General features: G+C 44.6%; 30 protein-coding genes. 21 read left to right on the top strand and 9 right to left on the bottom strand.

What is annotated here, in order from left to right:
- Nucleotides 1–64 precede the first annotated feature (64 nt).
- From AC4IFT_RS12935 to AC4IFT_RS12910, 6 genes are all read left to right on the top strand, one after another.
- Nucleotides 65–1633 (top strand): methyl-accepting chemotaxis protein, encoded by a 1569-nt coding sequence (locus tag AC4IFT_RS12935; RefSeq protein ID WP_490734923.1) that lies wholly within the window; start codon nt 65–67, stop codon nt 1631–1633.
- A gap of 128 nt (nt 1634–1761) precedes the next feature.
- Entirely contained in the window at nt 1762–2598 is an 837-nt protein-coding gene (locus AC4IFT_RS12930) for a CheR family methyltransferase (RefSeq protein WP_490734925.1), read from the top strand.
- Nucleotides 2598–3665, top strand: a complete 1068-nt coding sequence (locus AC4IFT_RS12925) for a protein-glutamate methylesterase/protein-glutamine glutaminase (protein WP_353242452.1) — start codon at nt 2598–2600, stop codon at nt 3663–3665. Before AC4IFT_RS12930 ends, AC4IFT_RS12925 begins: the two co-directional genes overlap by 1 nt.
- A gap of 39 nt (nt 3666–3704) precedes the next feature.
- Nucleotides 3705–4097 (top strand): chemotaxis response regulator CheY, encoded by a 393-nt coding sequence (gene cheY / locus AC4IFT_RS12920; RefSeq protein WP_490734927.1) that lies wholly within the window; start codon nt 3705–3707, stop codon nt 4095–4097.
- Between the two features lie 24 nt (nt 4098–4121).
- The gene (locus AC4IFT_RS12915) at nt 4122–4760 is read left to right on the top strand and encodes a protein phosphatase CheZ (RefSeq protein WP_490734929.1); all 639 of its coding nucleotides are present in this window, start codon (nt 4122–4124) and stop codon (nt 4758–4760) included.
- A 113-nt stretch (nt 4761–4873) separates the two neighbouring features.
- A complete protein-coding gene (locus AC4IFT_RS12910) occupies nt 4874–5173 on the top strand; it encodes a helix-turn-helix transcriptional regulator (protein ID WP_490734931.1) in 300 nt (99 codons plus the stop codon).
- A 7-nt stretch (nt 5174–5180) separates the two neighbouring features.
- Here the strand turns inward: AC4IFT_RS12910 and AC4IFT_RS12905 are convergent, their stop codons facing one another.
- The 4 genes from AC4IFT_RS12905 to AC4IFT_RS12890 all read right to left on the bottom strand — a co-directional run bounded on the left by AC4IFT_RS12905 (nt 5181) and on the right by AC4IFT_RS12890 (nt 6303).
- Nucleotides 5181–5405: a hypothetical protein gene (locus AC4IFT_RS12905; protein WP_490751516.1), complete on the bottom strand. Its 225-nt coding sequence runs from the start codon at nt 5403–5405 to the stop codon at nt 5181–5183.
- Nucleotides 5406–5531: 126 nt separating this feature from the next.
- Complete coding sequence (locus AC4IFT_RS12900; protein ID WP_490751515.1) at nt 5532–5738, bottom strand: hypothetical protein; 207 nt, start codon at nt 5736–5738, stop codon at nt 5532–5534.
- Nucleotides 5739–5752: 14 nt separating this feature from the next.
- Entirely contained in the window at nt 5753–6061 is a 309-nt protein-coding gene (locus tag AC4IFT_RS12895) for a CcdB family protein (RefSeq protein ID WP_490751514.1), read from the bottom strand.
- Entirely contained in the window at nt 6061–6303 is a 243-nt protein-coding gene (locus tag AC4IFT_RS12890) for a type II toxin-antitoxin system CcdA family antitoxin (protein WP_490734937.1), read from the bottom strand. The genes AC4IFT_RS12895 and AC4IFT_RS12890 overlap by 1 nt, the downstream gene beginning before the upstream one ends.
- Before the next feature lie 263 nt (nt 6304–6566).
- Between AC4IFT_RS12890 and flhB the strand changes: the two genes are divergently transcribed.
- The 4 genes from flhB (at nt 6567) to AC4IFT_RS12870 (ending at nt 10688) form a co-directional block, all read left to right on the top strand.
- On the top strand, nt 6567–7718 hold the full coding sequence (gene flhB, locus AC4IFT_RS12885; RefSeq protein WP_219249093.1) for a flagellar biosynthesis protein FlhB: 1152 nt from the start codon (nt 6567–6569) through the stop codon (nt 7716–7718).
- Nucleotides 7711–9810, top strand: a complete 2100-nt coding sequence (gene flhA, locus AC4IFT_RS12880) for a flagellar biosynthesis protein FlhA (RefSeq protein ID WP_490734940.1) — start codon at nt 7711–7713, stop codon at nt 9808–9810. Before flhB ends, flhA begins: the two co-directional genes overlap by 8 nt.
- 178 nt (nt 9811–9988) lie before the next feature.
- Nucleotides 9989–10375 carry a type II toxin-antitoxin system RelE/ParE family toxin gene (locus tag AC4IFT_RS12875; RefSeq protein ID WP_490734942.1) on the top strand — a complete coding sequence of 129 codons (387 nt, stop codon included), beginning with the start codon at nt 9989–9991 and terminating at the stop codon, nt 10373–10375.
- Entirely contained in the window at nt 10368–10688 is a 321-nt protein-coding gene (locus AC4IFT_RS12870) for a helix-turn-helix domain-containing protein (protein ID WP_219249089.1), read from the top strand. The genes AC4IFT_RS12875 and AC4IFT_RS12870 overlap by 8 nt, the downstream gene beginning before the upstream one ends.
- Before the next feature lie 31 nt (nt 10689–10719).
- On the opposite strand, the gene AC4IFT_RS12865 is transcribed toward AC4IFT_RS12870, so the two are convergent.
- The 3 genes from AC4IFT_RS12865 to flgA all read right to left on the bottom strand — a co-directional run bounded on the left by AC4IFT_RS12865 (nt 10720) and on the right by flgA (nt 12391).
- Entirely contained in the window at nt 10720–11160 is a 441-nt protein-coding gene (locus tag AC4IFT_RS12865) for a flagella synthesis protein FlgN (protein WP_490734944.1), read from the bottom strand.
- A gap of 9 nt (nt 11161–11169) precedes the next feature.
- Nucleotides 11170–11472, bottom strand: coding sequence for a flagellar biosynthesis anti-sigma factor FlgM (gene flgM / locus AC4IFT_RS12860; RefSeq protein ID WP_490751513.1), 303 nt, complete (start codon nt 11470–11472; stop codon nt 11170–11172).
- 280 nt (nt 11473–11752) lie between these two features.
- A complete protein-coding gene (gene flgA / locus AC4IFT_RS12855; RefSeq protein ID WP_490735089.1) occupies nt 11753–12391 on the bottom strand; it encodes a flagellar basal body P-ring formation chaperone FlgA in 639 nt (212 codons plus the stop codon).
- 276 nt (nt 12392–12667) lie between these two features.
- On the opposite strand from flgA, the gene flgB reads away from it, so the two are divergent.
- The 11 genes from flgB to flgL all read left to right on the top strand — a co-directional run bounded on the left by flgB (nt 12668) and on the right by flgL (nt 22928).
- Nucleotides 12668–13081 (top strand): flagellar basal body rod protein FlgB, encoded by a 414-nt coding sequence (flgB, locus tag AC4IFT_RS12850; RefSeq protein WP_206083846.1) that lies wholly within the window; start codon nt 12668–12670, stop codon nt 13079–13081.
- 5 nt (nt 13082–13086) lie between these two features.
- Complete coding sequence (gene flgC / locus AC4IFT_RS12845; protein ID WP_047755990.1) at nt 13087–13491, top strand: flagellar basal body rod protein FlgC; 405 nt, start codon at nt 13087–13089, stop codon at nt 13489–13491.
- Nucleotides 13492–13503: 12 nt separating this feature from the next.
- Complete coding sequence (locus AC4IFT_RS12840; protein ID WP_490751512.1) at nt 13504–14355, top strand: flagellar hook assembly protein FlgD; 852 nt, start codon at nt 13504–13506, stop codon at nt 14353–14355.
- 29 nt (nt 14356–14384) lie between these two features.
- Complete coding sequence (gene flgE, locus AC4IFT_RS12835; RefSeq protein ID WP_490751511.1) at nt 14385–15644, top strand: flagellar hook protein FlgE; 1260 nt, start codon at nt 14385–14387, stop codon at nt 15642–15644.
- Between the two features lie 15 nt (nt 15645–15659).
- Complete coding sequence (locus AC4IFT_RS12830) at nt 15660–16415, top strand: flagellar basal body rod protein FlgF (RefSeq protein ID WP_490734951.1); 756 nt, start codon at nt 15660–15662, stop codon at nt 16413–16415.
- An 18-nt stretch (nt 16416–16433) separates the two neighbouring features.
- The gene (gene flgG, locus AC4IFT_RS12825; protein WP_206083850.1) at nt 16434–17216 is read left to right on the top strand and encodes a flagellar basal-body rod protein FlgG; all 783 of its coding nucleotides are present in this window, start codon (nt 16434–16436) and stop codon (nt 17214–17216) included.
- Between the two features lie 147 nt (nt 17217–17363).
- A complete protein-coding gene (locus tag AC4IFT_RS12820) occupies nt 17364–18062 on the top strand; it encodes a flagellar basal body L-ring protein FlgH (RefSeq protein ID WP_374445395.1) in 699 nt (232 codons plus the stop codon).
- Between the two features lie 34 nt (nt 18063–18096).
- Nucleotides 18097–19200 carry a flagellar basal body P-ring protein FlgI gene (locus AC4IFT_RS12815; RefSeq protein WP_219249072.1) on the top strand — a complete coding sequence of 368 codons (1104 nt, stop codon included), beginning with the start codon at nt 18097–18099 and terminating at the stop codon, nt 19198–19200.
- The gene (gene flgJ, locus AC4IFT_RS12810; RefSeq protein WP_490751510.1) at nt 19200–20180 is read left to right on the top strand and encodes a flagellar assembly peptidoglycan hydrolase FlgJ; all 981 of its coding nucleotides are present in this window, start codon (nt 19200–19202) and stop codon (nt 20178–20180) included. The genes AC4IFT_RS12815 and flgJ overlap by 1 nt, the downstream gene beginning before the upstream one ends.
- Nucleotides 20181–20320: 140 nt before the next feature.
- Entirely contained in the window at nt 20321–21964 is a 1644-nt protein-coding gene (flgK, locus tag AC4IFT_RS12805) for a flagellar hook-associated protein FlgK (RefSeq protein ID WP_219249068.1), read from the top strand.
- 28 nt (nt 21965–21992) lie between these two features.
- Nucleotides 21993–22928, top strand: a complete 936-nt coding sequence (gene flgL / locus AC4IFT_RS12800; RefSeq protein WP_490734958.1) for a flagellar hook-associated protein FlgL — start codon at nt 21993–21995, stop codon at nt 22926–22928.
- Between the two features lie 79 nt (nt 22929–23007).
- Here the strand turns inward: flgL and AC4IFT_RS12795 are convergent, their stop codons facing one another.
- Nucleotides 23008–23670, bottom strand: coding sequence for a DUF6304 family protein (locus AC4IFT_RS12795; protein WP_490751509.1), 663 nt, complete (start codon nt 23668–23670; stop codon nt 23008–23010).
- Nucleotides 23671–23754: 84 nt separating this feature from the next.
- On the bottom strand, nt 23755–24534 hold the full coding sequence (gene fliR / locus AC4IFT_RS12790) for a flagellar biosynthetic protein FliR (protein WP_219249054.1): 780 nt from the start codon (nt 24532–24534) through the stop codon (nt 23755–23757).
- Nucleotide 24535: the final 1 nt, after the last annotated feature.

Raw genomic sequence — 24535 nt, 5'->3', positions numbered from 1 at the left:
CATTAGAAAACAAGCAATGTTTTAAGCAAACAGCTCTCTTAGCTGGCACAAATGGGGATTATCTATGTTTGGTAAAAATATCCGAATTTCGGTGAGTTTATATCTGCTTTTATTTTTATTTTGTGGAATGCAGATTGTGTCGAGCGGGGTTTCTGTTGGGATTGTTGTTAGTGAATTAAATGCATTAGAACGTATTGATTTGGGTTCTGATAAGCGAGCCATGCTTGAGGAAACCAATAAGCATTTAATGCAAGCGCGTAATAGCCTAACGCAAATTGCATTATTAAATAAAGTGGGTGGGCATGATCAACTCATCGAAGAAACACAAGTGACTTTCGATAAATTATTAGAAGAAGCACAGAAAGATTACACCACCTTTAAGAACCAACCGATTTTGAGTGAGAAAGAAAATCTCGCCGCCCTTGATGCGAAATATCAAGCCTTTGTTGTGACGCTAAAAGCATTAAAAACACACTTAGATAACAAAGATGTTGCAGCTTATATTGAGCTTCCTGCCCAAGAAAACCAAGATCAGCTCGCTCAAGTGATTGATGAATATCTTGCATTGCTGAATGTTGAAAACGACGAATCTCTTTCTGCTGCACGCATGTACAACACCTTTGCGTGGAGCTCATTCTGTTCAGTGATCGTGATTATTATTTTAGTGATCGCTTTTGCTCATTATTGGATGAAACGTAAAGTGATTAACCCACTGAAAAGTATGGGAGATCACTTTGCTTTAGTCGCAGATGGCAAGTTGAATGAACATATCGAAGTGACTACACGTGATGAAATTGGCGAGGTGTTTGGCAAGCTCAAACAAATGCAAGAATCGTTAGTCACTTCTGTCACGGCATTGCGTACGAATACCGACCAAATGTATACCGGTATTCGTGAAATTGCGTTAGGTAATAACAACTTATCTTCTCGTACAGAGCAGCAAGCGGCATCTCTTGAAGAAACAGCGGCCAGTATGGAAGAGCTCACTGCGACCGTTAAACAGAATGCGGATAACGCACGTCAAGCCAGTGAACTTGCGGTTAGTGCTTCAAAAACGGCAACGAAGGGCGGTGAAATCACTGAAGATGTTATCGATACCATGACATCGATTTCTAATAGTTCGCAAAAAATTAGCGCGATCATTAGTGTGATTGATGGCATCGCATTCCAAACCAATATCTTAGCCCTAAATGCTGCGGTTGAAGCGGCACGTGCGGGTGAACAAGGCCGTGGATTCTCTGTGGTAGCAGGGGAAGTTAGGGCATTAGCACAACGCAGTGCTGAAGCCGCAAAAGAAATTAAAACATTAATTGATGAGTCTGTGGGGCGCGTAAGCCAAGGTTCTCAGTTGGTGAATGAAGCGGGTGCAACCATGAATGAATTGGTTGCTGCGGTAAACCAAGTAACTGAATTAATGGGGAACATTGCCTCTGCCTCGAATGAGCAAAGTCGCGGAATTGAGCAAGTTGCTACCGCAGTGAGCCAAATGGATTTAGTGACACAGCAAAACGCCGCCTTGGTTGAGCAATCCACCAGCGCGACAGCAGCACTTGAAGACCAAGCCAATAACTTAGTTGATACCGTGGCATTCTTTGAACTCCCTGAAAGTGCAGCAAATCGCAGTCGATATTAAGTGTTGAGAAAACTCACAATGAGTTTTCGGCAGGGGGAAATGAACCGTTTTGAGCATTTCCCTTGCCATTAAAGGCAGCGCATTAGGTGGCTGCTTCTGGATTTTTATTGAATAGGACGACAAGTACGATGCTTTTTGTACCACAGATAGAACCACTGACTGATGATGAGTTTGGTCGGGTTTGTCGATTTATTCATAAAAAATCAGGCATAGTCCTAACCATGAATAAAAAAAATATGGTCTATAACCGGCTGTTAAAGCGGTTACGTGACTGTAATCTCGACAATTTTTCTGATTACTTACGGATGCTTGAGCGCGAGCCACATAATGCGGAATGGCAAGCTTTCGTTAATGCGTTAACCACAAACTTAACGGCATTCTTTCGTGAGCCACACCATTTTGTCACGCTAACGGATTTTATTCGTGCACGTAAAAATAGTCCAATCACGATTTGGTGTGCCGCTTCTTCAACAGGTGAAGAGCCTTATTCCATCGCGATGACACTAAGTGATGTGCTGGGGCCAAATGCCGTTAATGCCAAAGTGATAGCGAGTGATATCGATACCGAAGTGCTTGAAAAAGCAAAGCAAGGTGTCTACCGCATTGAAGAACTGAAGTCACTGAGTGCGCTTCAACGCCAACGTTACTTTATGAAAGGGGTTGGTGAATTTGAAGGTTATGCACGAGTCAAACCTGCGTTAAGGCAGATGATTGAATTTCGTTATTTAAATCTGAGTGATCATGACTGGCAACTTCAACATCGCTTTGATGCAATTTTTTGCCGTAACGTAATGATTTACTTTGATAAAGATATGCAAATAAAAATGCTTGAGCGTTTTGCGCCACTGCTTAAGCCAGATGGCTTGTTATTTATTGGGCATTCAGAAAACCTATCACAATTAACGCAAAGCTTTGTGATCAAAGGACAAACCGTCTACAGCGTACAAGCTGGAAGGAGGGGGTAATGAAAAAAATAAAAGTGCTATGTGTGGATGACTCGGCACTGATGCGTCAATTAATGCGTGAAATCATTAATAGCCATGACGATATGGAGGTGGTGGATACTGCCCCCGATCCTTACGTTGCGCGTGATTTAATTAAGCAGCTCGAACCTGATGTGATCACGTTAGATGTTGAAATGCCGCGTATGGATGGTATTGATTTTTTGGAAAAATTAATGCGTTTGCACCCAATGCCTGTGGTGATGGTGTCGACGCTGACCTCAAAAGGTTCTGAAGTGACGCTCAAAGCGTTGGAGCTTGGCGCTGTGGATTTTGTCACTAAACCGCAAATTGGTATCCGCGAAACCATGATGAGCTATCGCGATATTATCGGTGAAAAAATCCGTGCGGCGGCGATGTCAAAAATTACCCAGCGTAGCCGCTTTGCGAAGCCAGAGAAAAAAGTGACTGAGCCCGTTTCACAAGCTAAAGCGTTGTCGCCGTATGTGTGTAACAGCAGGGTGATTGCCGTCGGTGCATCCACTGGCGGAACAGAAGCGATTCGCCAATTTTTAGAAATGTTACCGCGTGAATGCCCGCCAGTGGTGATTACGCAGCATATGCCTGCGGGGTTTACACGCTCATTTGCTGACAGGCTCAATAAACTGTGTGTGTTAACGGTAAAAGAAGCTGAAAACAATGAATTACTGCAAAAAGGCCATGCCTATATTGCCCCCGGTGATTCACACATGTTGATTGCCGATAAAGGCAAAGGTTTCCAAGTGATTTTGCAGCAGAGCGAACCCGTCAATCGCCATCGTCCATCGGTGGATGTGTTATTTGATTCGGTTGCCCAATGTGTCGGGCGCAAATGCATCGGTGTGTTACTGACTGGTATGGGGATGGATGGCGCCAAAGGGTTATTGAATTTACGTAAACAAGGAGCAATCACCTACGCACAAAACGAAAGCAGTTGTGTGGTGTTTGGTATGCCACGAGCCGCGATTGAAATGGATGCAGTGGACGAAGTGCAAGATATTCGAAAAATTGCCCCAAGTGTTTTAGCAAGACTTTCTTCTGTCACTGTGTAACAGCGGCGGAAATTCACAATTGTATTTGAAGGAGTGGTTATGGCCGCTAAAGATCTTAGTTTTCTGGTTGTTGATGATTTTTCTACCATGCGTCGTATCGTCCGTAACTTATTAAAAGAGCTCGGGTTTAGCAAAATAGATGAAGCAGAAGATGGTGTTGATGCATTAGAAAAAATTCGTGCTGGCAGCATCGATTTTGTAGTTGCAGACTGGAATATGCCAAATATGGATGGTTTAGAGCTGCTTAAAACCATTCGTGGTGATGATGCACTCAAGCACATTCCTGTTTTGATGGTGACCGCGGAAGCGAAAAAAGAAAACATTATTGCTGCCGCACAGGCAGGGGCAAGTGGTTACGTGGTTAAACCGTTCACCGCTGCCATCTTAGAAGAAAAACTGAATAAAGTATTTGAAAAAATGGGTCTGCAATAACAGTGCGTACCAAAGGAGATTTTCATGACTGAGCAAGTAGGTATGGAAGGTATTCGCAGCGGAAATGATGATTTAAAACAAGTCATTACACGCATTGGTACGCTGATGAGAACCTTGCGCGAAAGCATGCGCGAGTTAGGCTTAGAAAAAAGCGTTCAACAGGCTGTTGCTAGCATTCCAGATGGGAAAGATAGGTTGCGTTATATCGCGCAAATGACGGCTCAAGCGGCAGAAAAAACCTTAAACGGCATTGATGTCATCAAACCACTGCAAGTGGATATGAATAAAAATGCGCAGGCTCTGCAACAACAGTGGCAAGAAGCAGCGAGTGATGCGGTTCCAGCTCAATTACGTGAGTCAACAGAAGCCTTTTTAGGGCAAGTGATCCAAGACAGTGAAACCACCAAAGCGGAACTGTTAGAAATCATGATGGCGCAGGATTTCCAGGATTTAACTGGGCAAGTCATCAAAAAAATGATGGAAGTGGTTGAAGAAGCCGAGAAACAACTGCTTGCATTATTAATGGAAAATACGCCACCTGAAATGCGCGCAAAAACACAAAACGAGAGTTTACTCAATGGTCCGCAAATCAACAAAGAAGGCGTCAATGTGATGGCATCTCAATCACAAGTAGATGACTTACTTGATGAGCTTGGTTTTTAAACTATTGTGATAATTTGATGGTTTTTCATGGAGCTACGCGAGTTGATGATGATTAACGTAGCTTCAGGTTATCTCTTTCAATTAATTAGCTTACTGTGATTGGGTGTATTCACATGATAAATAATGATTTGATTTCTACTTTGATAAGTGATGAAAAAGGGGAAAAGCGAGAAGAGCTTGACCAAGAAACAACTTGCCTTGAATTAGAAATGCGTAAAGCATTAATTAGCCAATTGCGTATGGCGCGCCTTGCGAATAACTATACACAAGTCGATATTGCCGAAAAAATGCAAACGCAAAAGCAAAATATTTCCCGTTTAGAAAAAGGGCAATTTGACCCAAAACTTGGTACGTTGCTCAAATATGCCCAAGCTGTAGGTATGCAAATTACGTTAAACCCAGCAGCGAAATAATTGTTTGCTAATCATGTTGGTAGACGGCAATAATTTTACTCCCTAATGCGTGTTCAAATTTGGCAATAAAATCATCGTGGATATCCCAATTATGAAAGCTAAAACCTAAGTTACCAAAGGCCCACTGAGGGTTAAATTGCCAACCAGAAAGCAGTGAGTCAAAATCACATTGGAAGCAGGCTAAGCTTTCGGTTTTTCCTTCATACCAATCGGAAACGGCGTCACTCCACACATTGCTGTGTTCCGTTTGTTCTTCGCCACATTGTGGGCAGTAAATGCCAATTCCATTGCCGCCCGCATGAAAAACAGTGCGCTCAGTGACAATGGACAGACTGTTTTTGAGTTGATTTTCAGGTAGTTAGGTGGGAACAATTACGCCATCAATAACGTACAAAACCGGTTCTTTATAAGCAGGCATTGGGCGATAAATCACTTGATCATACTCAATCGCTTGAAAGCTAGGGTCGATGATGCCTTGTGTTTGTAACCAATTGAGCATACGAGCGGCTTCTTTTGGTGCATCTTCAGGTGTGATATCGGGGGCGACAAGGTGGCAAGTATCCATAAGAACCTTATTAATTAGAACCCATCAATGAGTAGGTCAATGGCTTTTTTGATACGTTCTCTTTCATCACTTAAATTTTTGATTTCTTTACCCAATAGAGATTTCGGCACAGCAGACATTAAGTGAGTCATTAAAATATAGTCATGACCAAGAATCGAAAGGCATGGGGTGAGTCTATCAGGTACTGGCTGATGTAATAACTCGCTATCATATAAAGGGATGACCAATCGAGTATTCAGAATATCAATAATATCACTTTGAATATCAACTAAGTAGGGAGCACGAATGGCATCGCCTCTATTTTGATAGAGATGGTATTGCATTAAAATTCCTTGTATTTGTCTGAGAGCAGCCCGTGCTCTTCGCTGATCCTATTAAGCTCATTGAAACCCGCAATGTTTTTTTCTTTCCACTTGATGGCTTCCACTTTTTTTAATTCTTCAGCTAATGCTTTACATAAGATGGCCGATAAATTTAATTTCGCTTGTTTGGCTTGCTCATATAGCTCGGGTGTTACGGTTACACTCACTGTTTTTTTAATCCTATGTGTTGCAAGGTTGCTCATGATAAATTCCTTATACACGTGTATTCACCCGTGTAAGCTATCACAGTTTCGTGTGAATATGGATATATTATCGCCATTTTTTCTCTGTGCGAGAAAAATAGGATTACCCGTTTTTTATTTGCCAAGCGCTTCGCAAAGTTGCTGTCTTCTTGTGCAATAGGCAAATAACCCCCTCGAACTGCGTCTATTTTCCACCATTGATTTTTTTACACTCTGTCATGCTATAGCGATAACTCGTATTTTCGCTAAATTTTGGAACCACGGTGTCCGACGAGAGTGATGTAGAAAAAACAGAAGAGCCCACCCCCCATAAAAAGCAAAAAGCCAAAGATGATGGGCAAATCGTTCGTTCAAAGGAACTTAGCTCGCTAATGATGATGTTGGCGGGTATTAGCTTGCTCTGGTTAAGTGGCGGGCACCTTGCGACACAACTTCGCCAAATTGCTCGCCAAGGTTTTATTTTTGATGGCCATTATTTGCAAAATACAGGCTTAATGATCAGCTACTTAGGACGTGTGGTTAGCGAAGCGCTATTTGCATTACTGCCTGTTATTGGCGGTTTGGCACTGGTGGGGATTTCCGCTTCATCGTTAGTGGGCGGGTTAGTGTTTAACAGTAAATTGATTAAGTTCGATTTAAAAAAGCTCAACCCAATAAAGGGGCTAAAACGTATTTTTTCAATGAATGCGCTATCGGAATTGTTTAAAGCAATTTTGAAGTCACTGTTTGTTGGGTTAGGCGCATATATTTTTTTATGGCAAAGCTGGCCTTCCTTACTGCATTTAGTGATGGAGTCGCCTGTTACCGCGCTCAGTAATGCCCTGCAAAAAGTGATTTTTGCGGGGTATTTGATTGTATTTTTACTCATCCCAATGGTGGCGTTTGATGTGTTTTACCAATTTCGTTCTCATTTGAAGAAATTGCGCATGAGCCGCCAAGAAATAAAAGATGAGTTTAAGCAGCAAGAGGGTGACCCGCACATTAAAGCTAAAATTCGCCAGCAACAGCGGGCGATAGCGCGAAATCGCATGATGTCAGATGTGCCACTTGCGGATGTGATAGTCACCAACCCGACGCACTATGCCGTGGCACTGAAATATGATGACAAGCGCATGGGCGCCCCAAAAGTGTTGGCAAAAGGCGCGGGTGTCATTGCGCAGCGCATTAAGGAAATTGGTGAGGAACACCGAATATTACAGTTAGAAGCACCGCCGCTTGCAAGGGCGTTATACCGCCACGCAGAGATAGGGCAAAGCATCCCTGTCGCGCTATATGCGGCGGTTGCGGAAGTTTTAGCATGGGTTTACCAACTGCGCCGTTGGCGTCGTGAAGGTGGGCTCAGACCAAAAAAACCGAAAAATTTACCAGTGCCACCGACGCTGGACTTTGCTGGAGATAACAATCGCGATGGCTAATTTGGCTGCACTTTTAAAATTGCCGAAAAACTTACAAGGAACGCAGTGGCAAATACTCGCGGGTCCGGTTCTTATCTTATTGATTTTGTCGATGATGGTATTGCCATTACCGGCATTTTTATTGGATTTACTGTTTACCTTTAATATTGCCCTTTCCATCATGGTGTTATTGGTGGCGATGTTCACCAAGCGGACACTCGATTTTGCTGCGTTTCCAACGATTTTGCTATTCGCCACACTATTGCGCTTATCACTGAATATCGCATCGACACGAATTATTTTGTTAGATGGGCACACAGGGCCTGATGCCGCAGGGCGTGTGGTTGAAGCATTTGGTCACTTTTTGGTGGGCGGTAACTTCGCTATTGGTATCGTGGTCTTTATCATCCTAGTTTTGATTAACTTTATGGTTATCACCAAAGGGGCGGGGCGTATCGCCGAAGTGGGCGCTCGCTTTGTGTTGGATGGTATGCCGGGCAAGCAAATGGCTATCGATGCTGACCTTAATGCGGGGATTATCAGTGATGATGAAGCCAAAAAACGCCGTGCAGAAGTAACTCAAGAAGCGGATTTTTATGGTTCGATGGATGGTGCGAGTAAATTCGTGCGCGGGGATGCTATCGCGGGGATCATGATTATGGTGATCAACGTGGTGGGCGGGTTAATCGTCGGTGTGGGTCAACACAATATGTCGCTGGGGGATGCGACCAGCGCCTATACCTTGCTGACCATTGGTGACGGCCTTGTCGCACAAATTCCAGCGCTAATTATTTCTACCGCAGCAGGGGTTATCGTGACTCGCGTTGCGACAGATGAAGACGTTGGCGAACAGATGGTGAACCAGCTGTTCAATAACCCGCGAGTGATGTGGTTAAGTGCGGGGGTTTTGGGTCTGATTGGTCTTATTCCAGGCATGCCAAACTTTGTCTTCTTACTATTCACTGCGGCACTGGCGGGGCTGGGATGGTATTTAGTGCGTAAATCCCAACAGCCGGAAAGTGCGAAAGGAGATAACAGCCAAGCTCTGCATTTCCAAGAAGCCAATAAAGTAGTGGAAGCCACGTGGGACGATGTTCAATTAGAAGACTTATTGGCAATGGAGGTGGGTTACCGATTGATCCCACTGGTAGATAACGACCAACAGGGCGAATTACTCGGTCGCTTGCGCGGTTTACGCAAAAAATTTGCCCAAGAGATAGGGTACTTACCGCCAGTTGTCCATATTTGTGACAACTTAGCCCTTTCTCCCTGTGAATATCGCATTTTAATTAAAGGTGCAGAAGTTGGGCGTGGTGAAGCACAACCTGGACGCAGTTTAGCCATTGATCCGGGTAATGCAGCGGGGACGTTGCAAGGTGATGCCACTAGAGAGCCCGCCTTTGGTTTACCGGCGGTTTGGATTGATGATGATTTACGTGAAGAAGCGCAAATCCAAGGGTATACCGTGGTTTCGGCAAGTACGGCGGTGGCGACACACTTTAACCAAATCTTACTGCAAAACTCGAGCACACTGTTTGGTCGCCAAGAAGCGCAAATGCTGTATGACCGTGTGAAAAAAGAGATGCCAAAATTGGCGGATGACCTTATCCCAGATACGATTTCATTAACGATTTTGCACCGCGTTTTACAAAATTTATTAATGGAAGATGTGGTGATCCGCGATATGCGCACCATTATTGAAACATTAGCGGAAATGGCAGGGGAAAATGGGGAGCAAAAAGATACTGATTACCTCACGTCGCAAGTGCGCATAGCACTCGGTCGTGCAATTACTCAGCAGTGGTTTGGTAATGCAGAGGAAATTCAAGTGATTGGGCTAGATGCAGGGCTGGAGCAAATTCTTCTGCAAGCTGCGAAAAATGGCGGTGGATTAGAGCCAAACCTTGCGCAGTTTATCCAAACGCAAGCGGAGCAAGCGGTTTCTCACCAAGAGGCGATGGGGGCTCCGAATGTCTTGCTCGTGAACCATGCGCTGAGATTAATTCTGTCGCGCTTCTTGCGCCGCAGCCTGCCACAACTGGTGGTGATGTCGAATTTAGAAATGACAGACCACCGTAAAATTAGGATGACCTCAATGATTAGTGGTAGTTGATAAGAGGCTTTATTCGCCAAGGCTAATTACGAAGATGTTGAGATAAAAGGAGCGGGTCGATTCTTATCAAGCCGCTCTTTTTTTGTATACCTCATACGGAGAGTTTAACCTGAATTCGGATTTACTTTTATTCAAACTATGGTAATTTTTACTATAGTAAAAATTATGGGAGCTATGGATGGCTATCTATAAAACGAAGATGTTCAATAACAGCATCAAAAAGATAAATATTAGTGATTTTGAATTAATTAATGCGGCAATGGATGTGTTTGCAGGCCAATATGAAGCCCATCTTGGTGGTGGCGTTATCAAAAAGCGTTTGCCACTACAAGGAAAAGGTAAAAGCGGAGGCGTTAGAACGCTTATTTTTTATAAGCAGGGGCGGCACTTATTTTTTGCTGATGCTTGGCTGAAATCGCGTTTAAATGCAAAAGGAACCAAAGAAATTGAGGACGATACCCTCGAATCTTATAAAGATATCGCGAAGGTACTTTTGCAATTAGATGATGATAAAATAGTGAAAATGCTAAACGCTAACCTGTTAGTGGAGGTTAATTATGAATAATAAAATGAATGAATTACTGCAATTTGCAGAAGACATGGAAGCGGTTGGTGTTACCGATGATAGTGCTGCACGGCGTATTGAAGCACGAATAAAAGCCAAAGAACTCAAAGCTAAGTTTGCCCACCCTAAACCAATGACAGGGGAAGATATTAAGCGTATCCGTGAGCAAAATAATATCTCACAATCTTCCCTTGCGCTGATCTTAAATATGACAAAAGAGAGTGTATCTAAGTGGGAAAGAGGAGAGATTAAGCCTAATGGCGCGGCATTGAGGCTTCTCACAATGATAGATGAGAGAATGTTTATTATTTAATTAATATTTTTTAAATAAACTATTCTGCAGATTAAATCGAAATTTTCTTACCTAAAACAGGGCGTTTTGATTCTAAGCCATCGGCGCCATAGGTTGATTGATTATTGTGTTTTTTGACAAAATTAAGGCGCTGAGTATTGAGCTCAATGTGTAATTGCAGCATTTGATGATTACGATAATTCAGCTCTTTTAGGTCAATGGTTAACACTTTGATTGCTTCCCATAGCCCAGCCAAGGCAGCATTGCCTTCGTAGGGAGCGGTTATTTCGGCCTGTGACTCAAGCTGCAAGCGATGGGTTTCACCATGGCCGATAGCGGCAACTAGAAAGCGTTTTTGCTCTGTCGCTTCTTGAAAAGGGGACGGCGGCACACGGTGATAACCTAACAAAATTTCTTCATTTTTCATCACAATTTGCAGTGATTGCAAATGAGAAAGCTGCTGTTCGAGTAAGATCAGTAATTCATCAATCATAGCGGTTATTTATTTCATTGATAACATGCATTCATGGGCATCACGCAAAATGCCATCAGCAATTTTCCCCGTGTCCATGGTTAGGGTGCCATCTTTGATAGCTTGCTTAATTTTTTCGACTTTTGTGGTATCGATATCAGAGGCTTGGGGCTGCAATAATTTTTTCTGTAGCTCACTTGGCGCAAAAGCACTTTCTTTAATGGTGACATCGGCAGCAACTTTTTTATCGCGCATCGGGGCAGCCGCATCTTGAGGATCACGGGTTGTTACCTGAGTCAGCGAAGAAATTGCAGGGGTTTGCTCAATAGCCATAATGTGTTTTCCTATTCCCGATTTTTATCATATGAGAGTTATCGGCGTATTTTGTGGGATCTTTAGTGTTTATAGTGTTACAAAATATTGCCTTTATTCGTCATATTTCAAGCCGCCTCTGCGTTAACTTACGCTCATTCGCACTAGTCACTTACTTATGTAAGCTCCTAGCGACTCATTCACTTGTCGCCTTGATACGACTTGAACTATTTAGAATAAAGGTTCATTTTGAGTGAGTTAACATCAAAAACAGACTCGTCGTATTCGGTCTTGGTAGCATTTATTTTAATGCGATATTAACACTGCCATTCTCTTGTGCTAACCCATTGACCACTTGACCATTGAGTAATCTTACACGAATATTTTGCCCAATGGTGGCATTATTAATGGCGCGTCCCTCATACTTCACCGAGAAATTATCGCCATTAGCAAAAACAAATACGGTTTGACCCGCTTTGATGGCCCAAGGTTGTCTCACCATTGATTTTGTGAATGTTTGTCCTGCTGTAATTGTGCGCAATGCGATTGCACCCCGTAGCGCCATTTTGTCTGTACTGGCACCCGCAGGTAATTTATGGAGCAGGCCTTTTTTTGTGCCAATATCAACAAACTCAATGGTTTCTCCACGGTTTAAATTACGGGTTGCGACATAATATTGCCCGGTGACATTGACCGTGAGTTGCAGAAATTGTTTTTTCTTTCCACATTGCACGGGCACGGACACATTTCCCATATTGCGTCCACCTATGGGTGGGCTAATCTGCGGCTTATCACAGTTTGGCCATTTTTCAATTGGCGTTTTTATCTCAATAGAAACGTGGTTATTTTTGCCATGTACTTGGCGAAAATAGTTGTTGATATCTTGTGGTAGAGACGCGTGGGATAACGCGGATGTAAAGCTTAATCCACTGATTATCATGCAATAGGTCAATTTTTTAAGATTAGCCATCAGGTTGCTGCCTCCTTTATCAACATACTTTTTCACGCTTGCAGTTTACCCACCTCTTTCATAATGAATGAGCCAAATAGGTCAATTATTTTGCCTTTATCCCGCCATTAGATTTTTTAGTAGACCGCTAAGATATGCACGTCGAATTTTAACTTTCGTCCTCTCTTGATGGGTTTTACTAATTGAGGGGGGGGAATATAACGAGCGTTCGTAGTCAACATCGCTATACATCCATTAAGGATCATCATGATTGATAAATTAAATGCCACGTTTGCCTTCCAGCAGCAGGCGTTGTCAATACGTGAAGCTAGGCAAACTGTTCTGGCTTCCAATATTGCTAATGCGGACACACCGGGTTATCAGGCGCGGGATATTGATTTTAATCGTCAACTCCAACAAGCAATGGATAAAGGCGCGGTGAATGGCAAGGGTGTGGCGCTGGCGGTAACTGCCAAAGGCCATATCGAAGGTCGCGGCATCAAAGCCCCAAATATGGATTTGAAATACCGTGTGCCTTACCAAACCTCAATGGATGGTAACACCGTCGATATGGATATTGAACGCAGTCAATTCGCCGATAACACCCTGAAATATCAGGCTGATCTTACATTTATTAATAGCCGCGTTAAAAGCATGTTGGCTGTTCTACAGCAAGGGTAATCATTATGGCCTTACTGAGTATTTTTGACATTTCAGCGTCTGCATTAACCGCTCAGTCTCAGCGTTTAAACGTCAGCGCAAGCAACATGGCTAATGCTGAAAGTATCGCGGGACCTGATGGCCAGCCGTATCGTGCCAAACAAGTGGTTTTCCAAATGGCACCGCAAGGCCGCCATGAAGTCGGTGGCGTAAAAGTCAGTGAACTGATTGAAGACCCCGCACCACCGCGTATGGAATACAAGCCTGGTCATCCTTTAGCGGATGAAAAAGGCTATGTGCAAATGCCTAACGTGGACATGGTGGGCGAAATGATTAACACCATTTCGGCTTCTCGTAGCTACCAAGCCAACTTAGAAGTGATGAATACAGCAAAAACTTTGCTGCAAAAAACACTGACTATCGGCCAGTAACGGAGGTACTAAATGGGGATTGCAGCCACGATGTACGATTCATTGGACAATACCACAGCAGGGCCAGAGCCTGCGGCGAGTAATGTGCCAAAGAAAAGTCAAAGTGACGACATGCGTGACACTTTCTTAAAAATGATTGTGACGCAAATGCAAAACCAAGACCCAACTAAGCCGATGGAAAATACCGACTTAACCAGTCAATTGGCCCAAATTGCCACGCTGGAAAGTATGAACAAACTCAGTGATAACGTGAGTGGTATTTCCCAACAAATTGGCTCAGGGCAATCACTACAAGCGACAGCGCTGGTGGGCAAAGGCGTACTTATCCCTCGCAATGAAATCATTTTAGCCCCGCTCAAAAAAGAGAGTTCGGGTGAAAATAGCAATGTAACGAAACCATCAAACCCGTTACCGGATGAAGGGATTAGCCCTAACAGCCCATCAACTGCGGCGTTGAGTAATCAAAACACCTCAGAAGAGGGCGGCGAAGAGCCGAAATCTGAATTTATTTCATCGCCATTTGGTTTCTTTTTACCAAAATTGGCCGATAGCGTTGAAATTACCATTCGCGACAAAAACAAAATGGTTGTGCGAACCATCACCTATGACTCTGAAGTCAAACCCGACATTTATGACATGGCGTGGGATGGTTTGGACAACAACGGCAACTTAGTCACCGATACGAAAGGGAAATATTACTTTGATGTGAGAGCTATCAGAAACGGGGCTGAAGTTGAAGTCACGAAACTGGGCTATACCCGCGTCAACGGTGTGACACCGGGTTCTGACGCGCCATTATTAGATGTTGGCATTGGGCAAAGTGTGCCCCTTAGCAGCATCTTCAAAGTTTACCCTTCTTCTTAATTTTTACCCCCAATACTCATGGAGAAAATATGTCTTTTTCACAAGCAGTCAGTGGCTTAAATGCAGCATCCGCGGGGCTCGATTCAATTGGTAATAACATTGCCAACTCCGCAACCAACGGCTTTAAAGGCGCAACCACCTCATTTGCAGATATGTTCGCAGGTTCAGGTGTTGGCCTTGGTGTTAACGTTGCTGCTGTCACACAAAACTTTAAAGACGGCCCAATTACACGTACAGATAGACCAACAGACGTGGCGATTTCAGGCAGCGGATTTTTTCGCGTTCAAGACAAAAATGGCGATACCTATTACAGCCGTGATGGTCAGTTTCAACGGGACAAAAGCGGCAACTTGGTCAATAACCAAGGCATGGTGGTAACAGGCTACCCTGCGAGTGTCGATGAAAAAGGCAATATCACCATTCAAAGCGGTGGTGTACCTGAAGGGCTAAACATCCCAACAGATATGATGGATGCGAAAAAATCGGAATTAGCGAAGTTAACCATTAACTTGAACTCAGAAGACAAAATCAAAGATAAAGCCTTTGATGTAAATAACCCCGACGATTCATCAACCTATAACTTCAGCACCACGATGACGGCATACGATAGCCAAGGTAATACTCACGAGATTTCTGTGTATTTCGTGAAAACGGCTGACAATGAATGGCAAGTGTATGCAAAGGATGCGAACGATAAAGTCGCGACTCAGTTAGTTAACACTGAAGATGTTGATGACATGGTTGTTGTTCACAATAAATTAAAATTTGATGGTAATGGCCGTTTAGCAGCGCCAACGAATGCCACATTTGACTTTAATTATAAAGGATTAAATGGTGCGAATGATGGTGTACTTCAAATCGATTTAAACAAAACTCGCCAACAAAAAGTGAGCGAGTCTTCCGTCAGTGCTATTGATGTTGATGGTTTCCCTGCAGGTGAATACACCAGTTTTAAAATTGAAGATAACGGCTTAATCGTTGCTAACTACTCAAACCAACAAAAACGCGTGGTTGGGCAAGTGGCGCTTTCTGCGTTTGCTAACCCAAATGGTTTAGTTTCCCAAGGGGGCAACGTTTGGGCTTCTTCAAATGCATCGGGTAACCCGATGGATGGCGTTCCGGGTGTGGGGCAATTCGGTAAATTAACCAGTGGCGCGTTGGAATCTTCAAACGTGGATATGAGCCAAGAGCTGATCAGCATGATTGTGATGCAGCGTAATTACCAATCGAACGCGCAGACCATCAAAACCCAAGACCAAATGTTACAAACGCTGGTTAACTTACGATAAGCCTAGAGGGTGGCCATGGATCACGTCATTTATACCGCAATGGGGGGAGCACGCCATGCGCTTGAGAACCAAGCGGTGGTTTCCAACAATATTGCCAATGTGTCTACCGCAGGGTTTAAAGCGCAGCTCTCAGCCATGCGCGCTGTGCCCGTGAATGGGGATAGCGCACAAACCAGAACCTTGGTGGTGTCTTCAACGCCCGGCGCCGATATGAGCCAAGGGCCGCTGAACTACACAGGTAAGCCAACGGATGTTGCGTTAAACGATAAGCACTTTTTAGCCGTTGAATTAGCCGACGGGACAGAAGCCTATACCCGTAATGGGAATATCCAAATTTCGGGCGACGGTGAGCTAGTGATTGGCGAGCGCCGCCTTCAAGGGGATGGCGGGCCGATTAACGTTCCTCAGAACGCAGAAATCACCATCGGTATGGACGGCACCATTACCGCATTGCTGGCGACAGATCCGCCGACGATGTTAGGGCAGATTGGTCGCCTAAAAGTGGTGGAAGCACAGCCGCAAGACTTGATCCGCGGGGAAGATGGATTATTCCATTTATCTCCTCAAGGGCAGGCGACCAATGGCAACGTGTTGCCGCTGAGTGACCGTGCCATTGTGACGTCAGGGGTGATTGAGGGAAGTAACGTCAATGCCGCAGAAGCGATGGTGTCAATGATAGCCAATGCAAGGCATTTTGAAATGCAAATGAAAGTGGTTCGCAGCGCGGATGAAAATGCCCAGCGTGCTAACCAATTGCTTGCCGTCAGCTAAATTCAGTAAGGAATAATTATGATCCGTTCATTATGGATTGCAAAAACGGGGCTTGATGCTCAACAAACTAACTTAGACGTTATTTCCAATAACTTGGCAAACGTTAGCACCAATGGTTTTAAACGCCAACGTGCGGTTTTTGAAGATTTAATGTACCAAAACATTCGCCAGCCGGGTGCGATGAGCTCAGAGCAAACATCATTGCCATCAGGGCTACAGCTGGGGACAGGGGCACGCCCCGTCGCGACGATGCGAATTCATGGTCAAGGCGCATTGAATAAAACGGGTACCACCACGGATATCGCGATTAAAGGCCAAGGTTTTTTACATGTGCAAATGCCTGACGGTACTGACGCTTATACCCGTGATGGCGCCTTACAGCCTAACCAAGATGGCCAGTTAGTCACCTCCAGCGGCTATCAAATCGTCCCTGCGATCACCATCCCAGATAATGCCAACAGTTTAACGATTGGGCGTGATGGTACGGTATCTGTCACCGTTTATGGCGATAGCCAACCACAGCAAATCGGCCAAATTACACTGACCACCTTCATCAACGATGCAGGCTTGGAAAGTATGGGGGAAAACCTCTATATGGAAACTGCGAGCTCAGGTGCGCCGAATGAAAGTGCCCCGGGAACCAACGGTGCCGGTCTGCTTTATCAAAATATGCTAGAAACCTCGAACGTGAACGTCGCCGAAGAGCTGGTCAATATGATCCAAACTCAGCGCGCTTACGAAATCAACAGTAAGGCTGTTTCGGCATCTGACCAAATGCTTCAGCGTTTAACGCAACTGTAATTGGTTTTGTATCGGCGCTCATCGGGTTTGTTGTGAGCGCCCTATGAAAGACATCTCTTTGGGATGAAACAACGTACACAGCAGCAAAAGAGTAGCATAATGATTGAAAGCGGCCTTATTTCCCAACAGCAAAAAACAGCGTTGCAGATGCGTTTTACTGCACCTAAACAGGTATGGTTACTTGCCGTTTTGGTTTTAGCCACCAGCGGTTGTGCTCACATTCCATCTCGTCCGTTAGTGGATACACAAACGACAGCTATTCCTTCTGCCCCGACAGCACCGTCACCGAACGGCTCTATCTTCCAAAGTGCGCAGCCCGCTTATTACGGCTATCAACCCCTTTTTGAAGATAGGCGACCGCGCAATATTGGTGATATTTTGACCATTAATTTGCAAGAAAACGTCAGTGCCAGCAAAAATTCCTCTGCCAATGCAAATCGTAGCGGCAAAACCGGTTTCCTCGCCGCGATATTGCCCGGCTTTATGCAAGGGTGGATTGGTGGCAATAACACTGAATTGGATATCAAAGGAAACAGTGACTTTAGTGGTAAAGGTGGTGCAAACGCCAATAACACCTTTAAGGGAACGATTACGGTGACCGTCGACCAATTACTGGCGAACGGCAATTTGCATGTGGTGGGTGAAAAACGCATCGCCATTAACCAAGGCACAGAATCTATTCGTTTTTCGGGGGTCGTCAACCCACGAACTATCGGCTCAGACAACCATGTGAGCTCCACGCAAGTGGCAGATGCTCGCATTGAATATGTTGGCGATGGGTATATTAACGAATCGCAAAATATGGGCTGGCTACAACGCTTTTTCTTAAATGTTTCGCCTTATTAATTAAACATTAGCGAGTAACGGCCGAGAGAATTCAATGAAAAACAACGTATTAATTTTGCTATCACTGTTTTGCCTTTTTACCTTTTCGGCGCACAGTGAGCGTATTAAAGACTTAACCACCGTTCAAGGTGTGCGCGATAACGCCCTGATTGGTTACGGTTTAGTGGTGGGCTTAGATGGCACGGGTGACCAAACCATGCAAACGCCGTTTACCACGCAAAGTTTGAACAACATGCTGTCCCAGATGGGGATCACTGTTCCACCGGGCACCAATATGCAGCTCAAAAACGTGGCCGCGGTGATGGTTACGGCAAAACTGCCGCCTTTTGCACGTACAGGGCAATCGGTGGATATCGTGGTCTCCTCCATGGGGAACGCCAAAAGCTTACGTGGCGGCACGCTCTTAATGACGCCATTAAAAGGCGTCGATGGGCAAATCTATGCCATGGCACAGGGCAACATCTTAGTGGGTGGCGCAGGTGCGAGTGGTGGTGGCAGTAGCATCAAAGTCAACCAACTGAATGGTGGGCGCATTACTGGCGGGGCAACCATTGAACGGGAACTGCCAAGTAGTTTTGGCCAAAGTGGCGCCATTAACCTGCAATTAAACGAAGATAGCTTCACATTGGCGCAAGATATCGCGGATGCAGTCAATCGAATGGGCGGAATGGGAACGGCTAGCGCGTTGGATTCCCGTACAGTGCAATTATTAGTGCCAGCCAATAACCGCGACCAAGTCCGTTTCCTCGCGCGAGTCCAAGAATTGAATGTTCGCACCCCAATGGCTGAAGCGAAAGTGATATTAAATTCACGGACAGGCTCGGTGGTGATCAACCGTAGTGTGACACTGGAAAGCTGCGCGGTGGCGCATGGCAGTTTGGCTGTCACAGTGGAAAGACAAACCCAAGTTAGCCAGCCAGATACGCCATTTGCGGGCGGGCAAACCGTGGTAACCCGTAACACCAGTGTTGGCGTACAAGACCGTGGCGGCGCATTGCAAAAAGTGAATGCCAGCGTACAACTCAATCAAGTGATCCAAGCCTTGAATACATTAGGGGCAACACCAAACGACTTGATGTCGATTCTGCAAGCGATGGAAAGCGCGGGGTGCTTACGTGCGAAATTGGAGATTATCTAATGGGTGATATGCAGCTATTGCAAGGTGCGGCGTTCGATTTACAGTCACTGAGTCAGTTAAAGGGCGAGTTGAATAAAAACACAGAGCAAGGGCTGCGCCAAGTCACGCAGCAATTGGAAGCAACATTTGTCCAAATGATGCTAAAAAGCATGCGTGACGCACTCCCGCAGGATGGGTTGTTTTCCAATGACCAAACGCGCATGTTGACCAGTATGTATGACCAACAAATCGCCCAAGACCTCTCCCAAAAAGGGTTAGGTTTTGGGGAGATGATGTACCAACAACTGACCCGCGACCAACACACGTCAAGCGCCCCAAATTCCAACAGCTTATTGCCGTTTGATGAAAAAACGGTGCAATCCTTGCCGCCATTTAATATGGAACAGATGATGCGCCATTTTGCTCCGATGGGGGATGCGCTTTCTGCACCCCTGCAAAAAATCAAAGCGTTATCACTCAATAGCAGCAACTTTATCAGCCGTTTACTTGAACCAGCCAAAGCGGCGAGCAAAGACAGTGGCATTTCCCATTTTCTGGTCTTAGCGCAAGCGGCGCTAGAAAGCGGCTGGGGGCAACGTGAAATTTTAAAAATGGATGGGAAAACCAGCCATAACTTATTTGGGATTAAAGCGGGGAAAAGCTGGCAGGGGCCCGTCACCAATATTATGACGACGGAAGTGATCAACGGGCAAACGGTTAAAATGCGCGATGATTTTCGTGTGTATGGCTCCTATGAAGAGGCTATTGCGGATTACATCAGTTTATTGACGGATAACCCGCGTTATAAAGACGTCAAAAAAGCGCCAACCCCTGAGATTGCTGCTCGCCGTTTACACCAAGCAGGTTATGCCACCGACCCGGGGTATTCTGACAAATTAATTACGTTAATTAACCAGATACGAGGCCACCAACCTGCGGCGAATACCTCCGCATCACGGGCGGTGCAGGCCTATACCATCGACTTAAACGATATTTTCTAAAAACACGGAATTTATACGAGTTAGGGCTAAATAATTACGCCGATTTTCCGATAACTAAACATGCTCTAAATAATTTGAGTTGCTATCGCCGACATTGTGTCAGCCAATGAACGCGATACGCACCCAGAACAGGAAAGCTTATGCTGAACAATGTAATGAATAATGCGCTCAGTGGTGTGAACGCTGCACAAGGCGGGTTAAGTGTGATTTCTAACAACTTAGCCAACGCAGGTGTAGGGTATTATCACCGCCAAAGTGCTGTTTTCGGGGAGAATCCCGGTACGATGACACCGAGTGGCTATTTTGGTAACGGCACTTATTTCAGCCATGTTCGCCGTGAGTTTGATGAATTTATCAATGCGCAGTACAGCCAAGCTCGTGCTCGCAGTGGTGACTACGAAGCGTACGTTAAGAACTGTAATAAAGTCGATGATTTGTTAACTAATGATATCGAAGATATTTCCAGCAATATTGGCAGCTTCTTCACGTCATTGGATGCGGCGACGAGCGATGCCAGCGATAAAACATTAATTGATGTTTTCCTTGGCAACTCCAATGCACTGGTAAGTCAATTTAAAGAAGCGGACAGACGCCTGCAAGAAATGGAACGTGATGTTAATCGCCAAATCGAAAACAAGGTGAAAGACATCAATATCTACGCTGAAAAAATTGCCGGTTTAAACCAGCAGATTTCCCGCGTACGTTCTGTCAGTGGCTCTGAACCGAATGATTTACTCGATGTGCGCGACCGTTTAGTTAACGAGGTCAACTCGTTAATTGGCGTTAAAGTGATTGAGCAAAACGGCAACTATAACGTCACGTTTGCCAATGGCTTACCGTTAGTCACAGGCGAAAAAGCGAACCGTTTAGAAGCCGTTCCATCTTCGAAAGATGACAGCCGCTTTAGCGTTGGTTTCGTTGGTGCAAATGGCCAAGCCCGTGAAATTCCCGATGAATCTTTCCGTGGTGGCGAACTAAGCGGTATTTTGCGCTCACGCCAAGAGGTTATCGACCCTGCGTATCAAAAACTCAATAAGCTTGCACTGGTTTTTGCCACCAAATTCAATGAAGTCCACAGCAAAGGCTATGATGCCAGCGGTACAACGGGTGAGAACTTCTTTGAAATCGGTAAAGGCAATGTGGTGAGCAATACCCACAATACAGGCAAAGCCGATTTTGACTTGAAATACAGTGATGTTTCCAAAGTCACAGGCAGTAATTATGAAATTCGCTTTGGTGATGACGGCTGGAATGTGACGCGTTTACCCGAAGGCACGAAAGTGGCTTTAGACGACGACTCAACAGCAACCATGCTGAAATTTGATGGTATCGAAATCAACATCAGCAATAGCAGCGCACAAAAAGGCGATTCATTCCTCGCAAAACCTGTGAATGGCGTGATTAATGGCATGCAAACGCTGATTAATGATGCAAGCAAATTTGCTGGTGCAGGCAGCAAAGACAGTGGCCCGGGTGATAACGAAAACATCAAAGAACTCGTCAAATTACAAGACCAAAAACTGATTGATGGCGGCTCAACATTTTCTGACTTCTACGCGACACTCGTCAACGATGTGGGAAGCAAAACCAAACAAGCGCAGATTGACGCTGAAACGCAAAACAAAATGACCGAGAGCTTCTATGAGCAAGAGCAAGCTATCTCCGGTGTGAATATGAACGAAGAAAGTATTCAAATGCAGAAAATCACTCAGTTTTTCAACGCCAATGCACAAGTGTTGAAAACCGTGGACGATTTGTTTAATGCGCTGATGCGTGCGTTCTAAGTTTTAGCGACATAATAAGGATTTAGCGATGCGTTTAAGCACAAATATGATTTACCACCAACGCTTACAGGATATGAATAATTCCCAAGCGCGTTGGATGGAAGCAGGTAGCCAATTAGCGTCAGGTAAGCGCGTGGCCAAACCGTCGGATGACCCGCAAGCGTCATCCCAAGCGGTGCGAATTAACCAAGCAGAAACCCGCAACCAGCAATACGTTGCTACCCGTGGATTTGCGAAAACGGGTATGACATTGCAAATGAGTATTTTGACTCAAATGACGGATGTCACCACGCAAATTGATACCACGATTATTCAGGCCTCTAACCAAGGTGGTTTGAGTGATAAAGACCGCAATACTCTCGCTGAGCAATTAACCGGTTTAAAAGAGCAGCTAGTCGCGCTGGGTAACTCCACCGACGGTAATGGCCGCTATATTTTTGCGGGTTTTAAATCGGATAAACCGCCTTTTGAAATTAACGCAGATGGTGATGTGCTCTATCACGGTGGTGATAAAGCGGTGATGCAAAATGTCTCCAGCGACCGTGAAATGACGACCTATTTTACGGGTGCTCAGGTATTTGATACAGACAGCAGCAATGTAGTAAATGTTTTCAAAGCATTGAATGCCGGCATCGCTGCCCTGAAAATCCCACAGCAAGACGCGCCTCAAGCAGATTTAGACCGCGCTCAAGCAGGGATGGATGAAGCAAACCGTGGCATTAAAACAGCCCTCGACCAAATTTCCAATATTGAAGCGAAACAAGGTTTGCAACTGCAAGAAATTGATAAATTGGATTTCTTAGCGGACACGCGTTCGATTCAAAATGCTGCTCGTAAAAGTGAGTTACTTGAGACCAATTGGACAGGTACCACAACGGACTATTATAAAGAAAAAGCGATGTTTGAAGCTTCACAAAGTATTTTTAAAGATTTAAACAGCATGTCGTTATTCGGTAGTCGTTAATCATCTCAATATTGAGTTCTACTCAACCGCGCTTTGCCGTCATTGGAGCGCGGTTTTTTGTTTTTTGGGGCCGTTAATTCTAAAAGCGTTTATAACACCAATTTTTCTCAATCGTCTGATAACTTGAACACAAAAAAGTTTCTTGTACAACACGGTGCTTTCCCTCTTCAACACTTTGCTCAAAGAGTGCCATGACCGCCGATTTATCCTGAACTTTCTCAGCCTGTTTCCGTAGTAATTTAAAACAGGCTAGCCCGCCAAAGTCATTGTTACCAACGGGGTGGTAATGAGAGTAGCGGCAAGTCATGCAGCAATGTAATTGGGTAGATTGAGACAGTTTTTGCTGAATATCGAATAAGAGGTCTTCAACAAATGAGAAGCGTTGCTCAGAGGCCAAAGCTTGCCCTTGGTGACTAAAGATGTAGGTAATATCATTCCTATTATGGCAATAATCAAATGCAAGTTTGAGATTGGCAAAATCACGTTGTTGGCGGTGCATTACAGGTAACTTAAGTTCAACAGAAAAAAGCCCTTGTAGGGTTTCATATTCATCGATATCAAAATGTCGTTCAACATATTGTTTTTCTAATAAATTGAATGATAACAAGTTAAAAGCAGTTCCGATAAAACAGATACCCCGTAGAGTAAACTGCAATGAATAACCATCAGACATTACCGTCGTATGGTTAGAACCATAACTATCGGTATAAGTCAGCGGCCAATAAAATGATTTAAGAAACATAAGTGACTACTTTAATTTTGCGATTTAAGCTAATCATAACAACAGATAAAGATAAGGAAACTCAGATTTGGCTGCAATACGCTCTCAAACAAACAAATTAAACATTAGTGAAAGTTGCTCGAACGCTTGGTGAATAAGGCGTTCGGTATAACGGGGGAGGATGGAGATAATTAACCCTAACATGCTGATACCGATGGTTAAGGTGAGCGGGAAACCAACCACGAAAACAGACAGTTGTGGGGTCATACGGTTGAGAATACCCAGCGCGAGGTTAAGGATCAAAAACAGGGTGATAAAGGGCAGGGCTAACATTAACCCATTAATAAATATAGTGTTTGCAAATTGTGCAAATACCCAAAAACCGTCGCGGTTAAGGGGGTTGGTTTGAATGGGGATCAGCTCAAATGAGTTCACGACAATATAAATCAGCCATAAATGGCCATCAAAGGCGAGAAACAACAAAATCGTGATCACATTAAAAATACGCCCTAAAATTGGCATGTTTGGGCCACCGGTTGGGTCAAAAAATGTGGCGAACGATAACCCCATCTGTAAACCAATCACTTCCCCTGCATGACGAACGGCGGCAAATGCCATTTGCATCGTTAGGCCCATTGCGACGCCAATCACCATTTGTTGCACAATCACCCATAAGCCCATTGCTGAAAATAATGGAATATTCACGACGGGAAGTTGCGGGGAAACAATTAACACGACAAAAAAGGCGAGGGCAACGCGAACTTTGGTAATAGACTGTTTTTCATTGAAAAAAGGCGCTGTACCCAGCAGCGCTAAGAGGCGTATAAACGGGTAAAAACCTTGGCTGAGCCAAAGGGTCAGGGTTTCGCTGGTAATGGTTAACATC

This window comes from Providencia sp. UF-183 (assembly GCF_058246155.1).
Note: the sequence above shows the minus strand (reverse complement) of the source record. Positions and strands in the feature narration are given on the sequence as shown.

Bases quoted from the DNA above. Each gene is read 5' to 3' on its own strand.
- AC4IFT_RS12935 (WP_490734923.1), top strand. From the start codon at position 65: ATGTTTGGTAAAAATATCCGAATTTCGGTGAGTTTATATCTGCTTTTA.
- AC4IFT_RS12930 (WP_490734925.1), top strand. From the start codon at position 1,762: ATGCTTTTTGTACCACAGATAGAACCACTGACTGATGATGAGTTTGGT.
- AC4IFT_RS12925 (WP_353242452.1), top strand. From the start codon at position 2,598: ATGAAAAAAATAAAAGTGCTATGTGTGGATGACTCGGCACTGATGCGT.
- cheY (WP_490734927.1), top strand. From the start codon at position 3,705: ATGGCCGCTAAAGATCTTAGTTTTCTGGTTGTTGATGATTTTTCTACC.
- AC4IFT_RS12915 (WP_490734929.1), top strand. From the start codon at position 4,122: ATGACTGAGCAAGTAGGTATGGAAGGTATTCGCAGCGGAAATGATGAT.
- AC4IFT_RS12910 (WP_490734931.1), top strand. From the start codon at position 4,874: ATGATAAATAATGATTTGATTTCTACTTTGATAAGTGATGAAAAAGGG.
- AC4IFT_RS12900 (WP_490751515.1), bottom strand. From the start codon at position 5,738: ATGGATACTTGCCACCTTGTCGCCCCCGATATCACACCTGAAGATGCA.
- AC4IFT_RS12895 (WP_490751514.1), bottom strand. From the start codon at position 6,061: ATGCAATACCATCTCTATCAAAATAGAGGCGATGCCATTCGTGCTCCC.
- AC4IFT_RS12890 (WP_490734937.1), bottom strand. From the start codon at position 6,303: ATGAGCAACCTTGCAACACATAGGATTAAAAAAACAGTGAGTGTAACC.
- flhA (WP_490734940.1), top strand. From the start codon at position 7,711: ATGGCTAATTTGGCTGCACTTTTAAAATTGCCGAAAAACTTACAAGGA.
- AC4IFT_RS12875 (WP_490734942.1), top strand. From the start codon at position 9,989: ATGGCTATCTATAAAACGAAGATGTTCAATAACAGCATCAAAAAGATA.
- AC4IFT_RS12870 (WP_219249089.1), top strand. From the start codon at position 10,368: ATGAATAATAAAATGAATGAATTACTGCAATTTGCAGAAGACATGGAA.
- AC4IFT_RS12865 (WP_490734944.1), bottom strand. From the start codon at position 11,160: ATGATTGATGAATTACTGATCTTACTCGAACAGCAGCTTTCTCATTTG.
- flgM (WP_490751513.1), bottom strand. From the start codon at position 11,472: ATGGCTATTGAGCAAACCCCTGCAATTTCTTCGCTGACTCAGGTAACA.
- flgA (WP_490735089.1), bottom strand. From the start codon at position 12,391: ATGATAATCAGTGGATTAAGCTTTACATCCGCGTTATCCCACGCGTCT.
- flgB (WP_206083846.1), top strand. From the start codon at position 12,668: ATGATTGATAAATTAAATGCCACGTTTGCCTTCCAGCAGCAGGCGTTG.
- flgC (WP_047755990.1), top strand. From the start codon at position 13,087: ATGGCCTTACTGAGTATTTTTGACATTTCAGCGTCTGCATTAACCGCT.
- AC4IFT_RS12840 (WP_490751512.1), top strand. From the start codon at position 13,504: ATGGGGATTGCAGCCACGATGTACGATTCATTGGACAATACCACAGCA.
- flgE (WP_490751511.1), top strand. From the start codon at position 14,385: ATGTCTTTTTCACAAGCAGTCAGTGGCTTAAATGCAGCATCCGCGGGG.
- AC4IFT_RS12830 (WP_490734951.1), top strand. From the start codon at position 15,660: ATGGATCACGTCATTTATACCGCAATGGGGGGAGCACGCCATGCGCTT.
- flgG (WP_206083850.1), top strand. From the start codon at position 16,434: ATGATCCGTTCATTATGGATTGCAAAAACGGGGCTTGATGCTCAACAA.
- AC4IFT_RS12820 (WP_374445395.1), top strand. From the start codon at position 17,364: ATGCGTTTTACTGCACCTAAACAGGTATGGTTACTTGCCGTTTTGGTT.
- AC4IFT_RS12815 (WP_219249072.1), top strand. From the start codon at position 18,097: ATGAAAAACAACGTATTAATTTTGCTATCACTGTTTTGCCTTTTTACC.
- flgJ (WP_490751510.1), top strand. From the start codon at position 19,200: ATGGGTGATATGCAGCTATTGCAAGGTGCGGCGTTCGATTTACAGTCA.
- flgK (WP_219249068.1), top strand. From the start codon at position 20,321: ATGCTGAACAATGTAATGAATAATGCGCTCAGTGGTGTGAACGCTGCA.
- flgL (WP_490734958.1), top strand. From the start codon at position 21,993: ATGCGTTTAAGCACAAATATGATTTACCACCAACGCTTACAGGATATG.
- AC4IFT_RS12795 (WP_490751509.1), bottom strand. From the start codon at position 23,670: ATGTTTCTTAAATCATTTTATTGGCCGCTGACTTATACCGATAGTTAT.
- fliR (WP_219249054.1), bottom strand. From the start codon at position 24,534: ATGTTAACCATTACCAGCGAAACCCTGACCCTTTGGCTCAGCCAAGGT.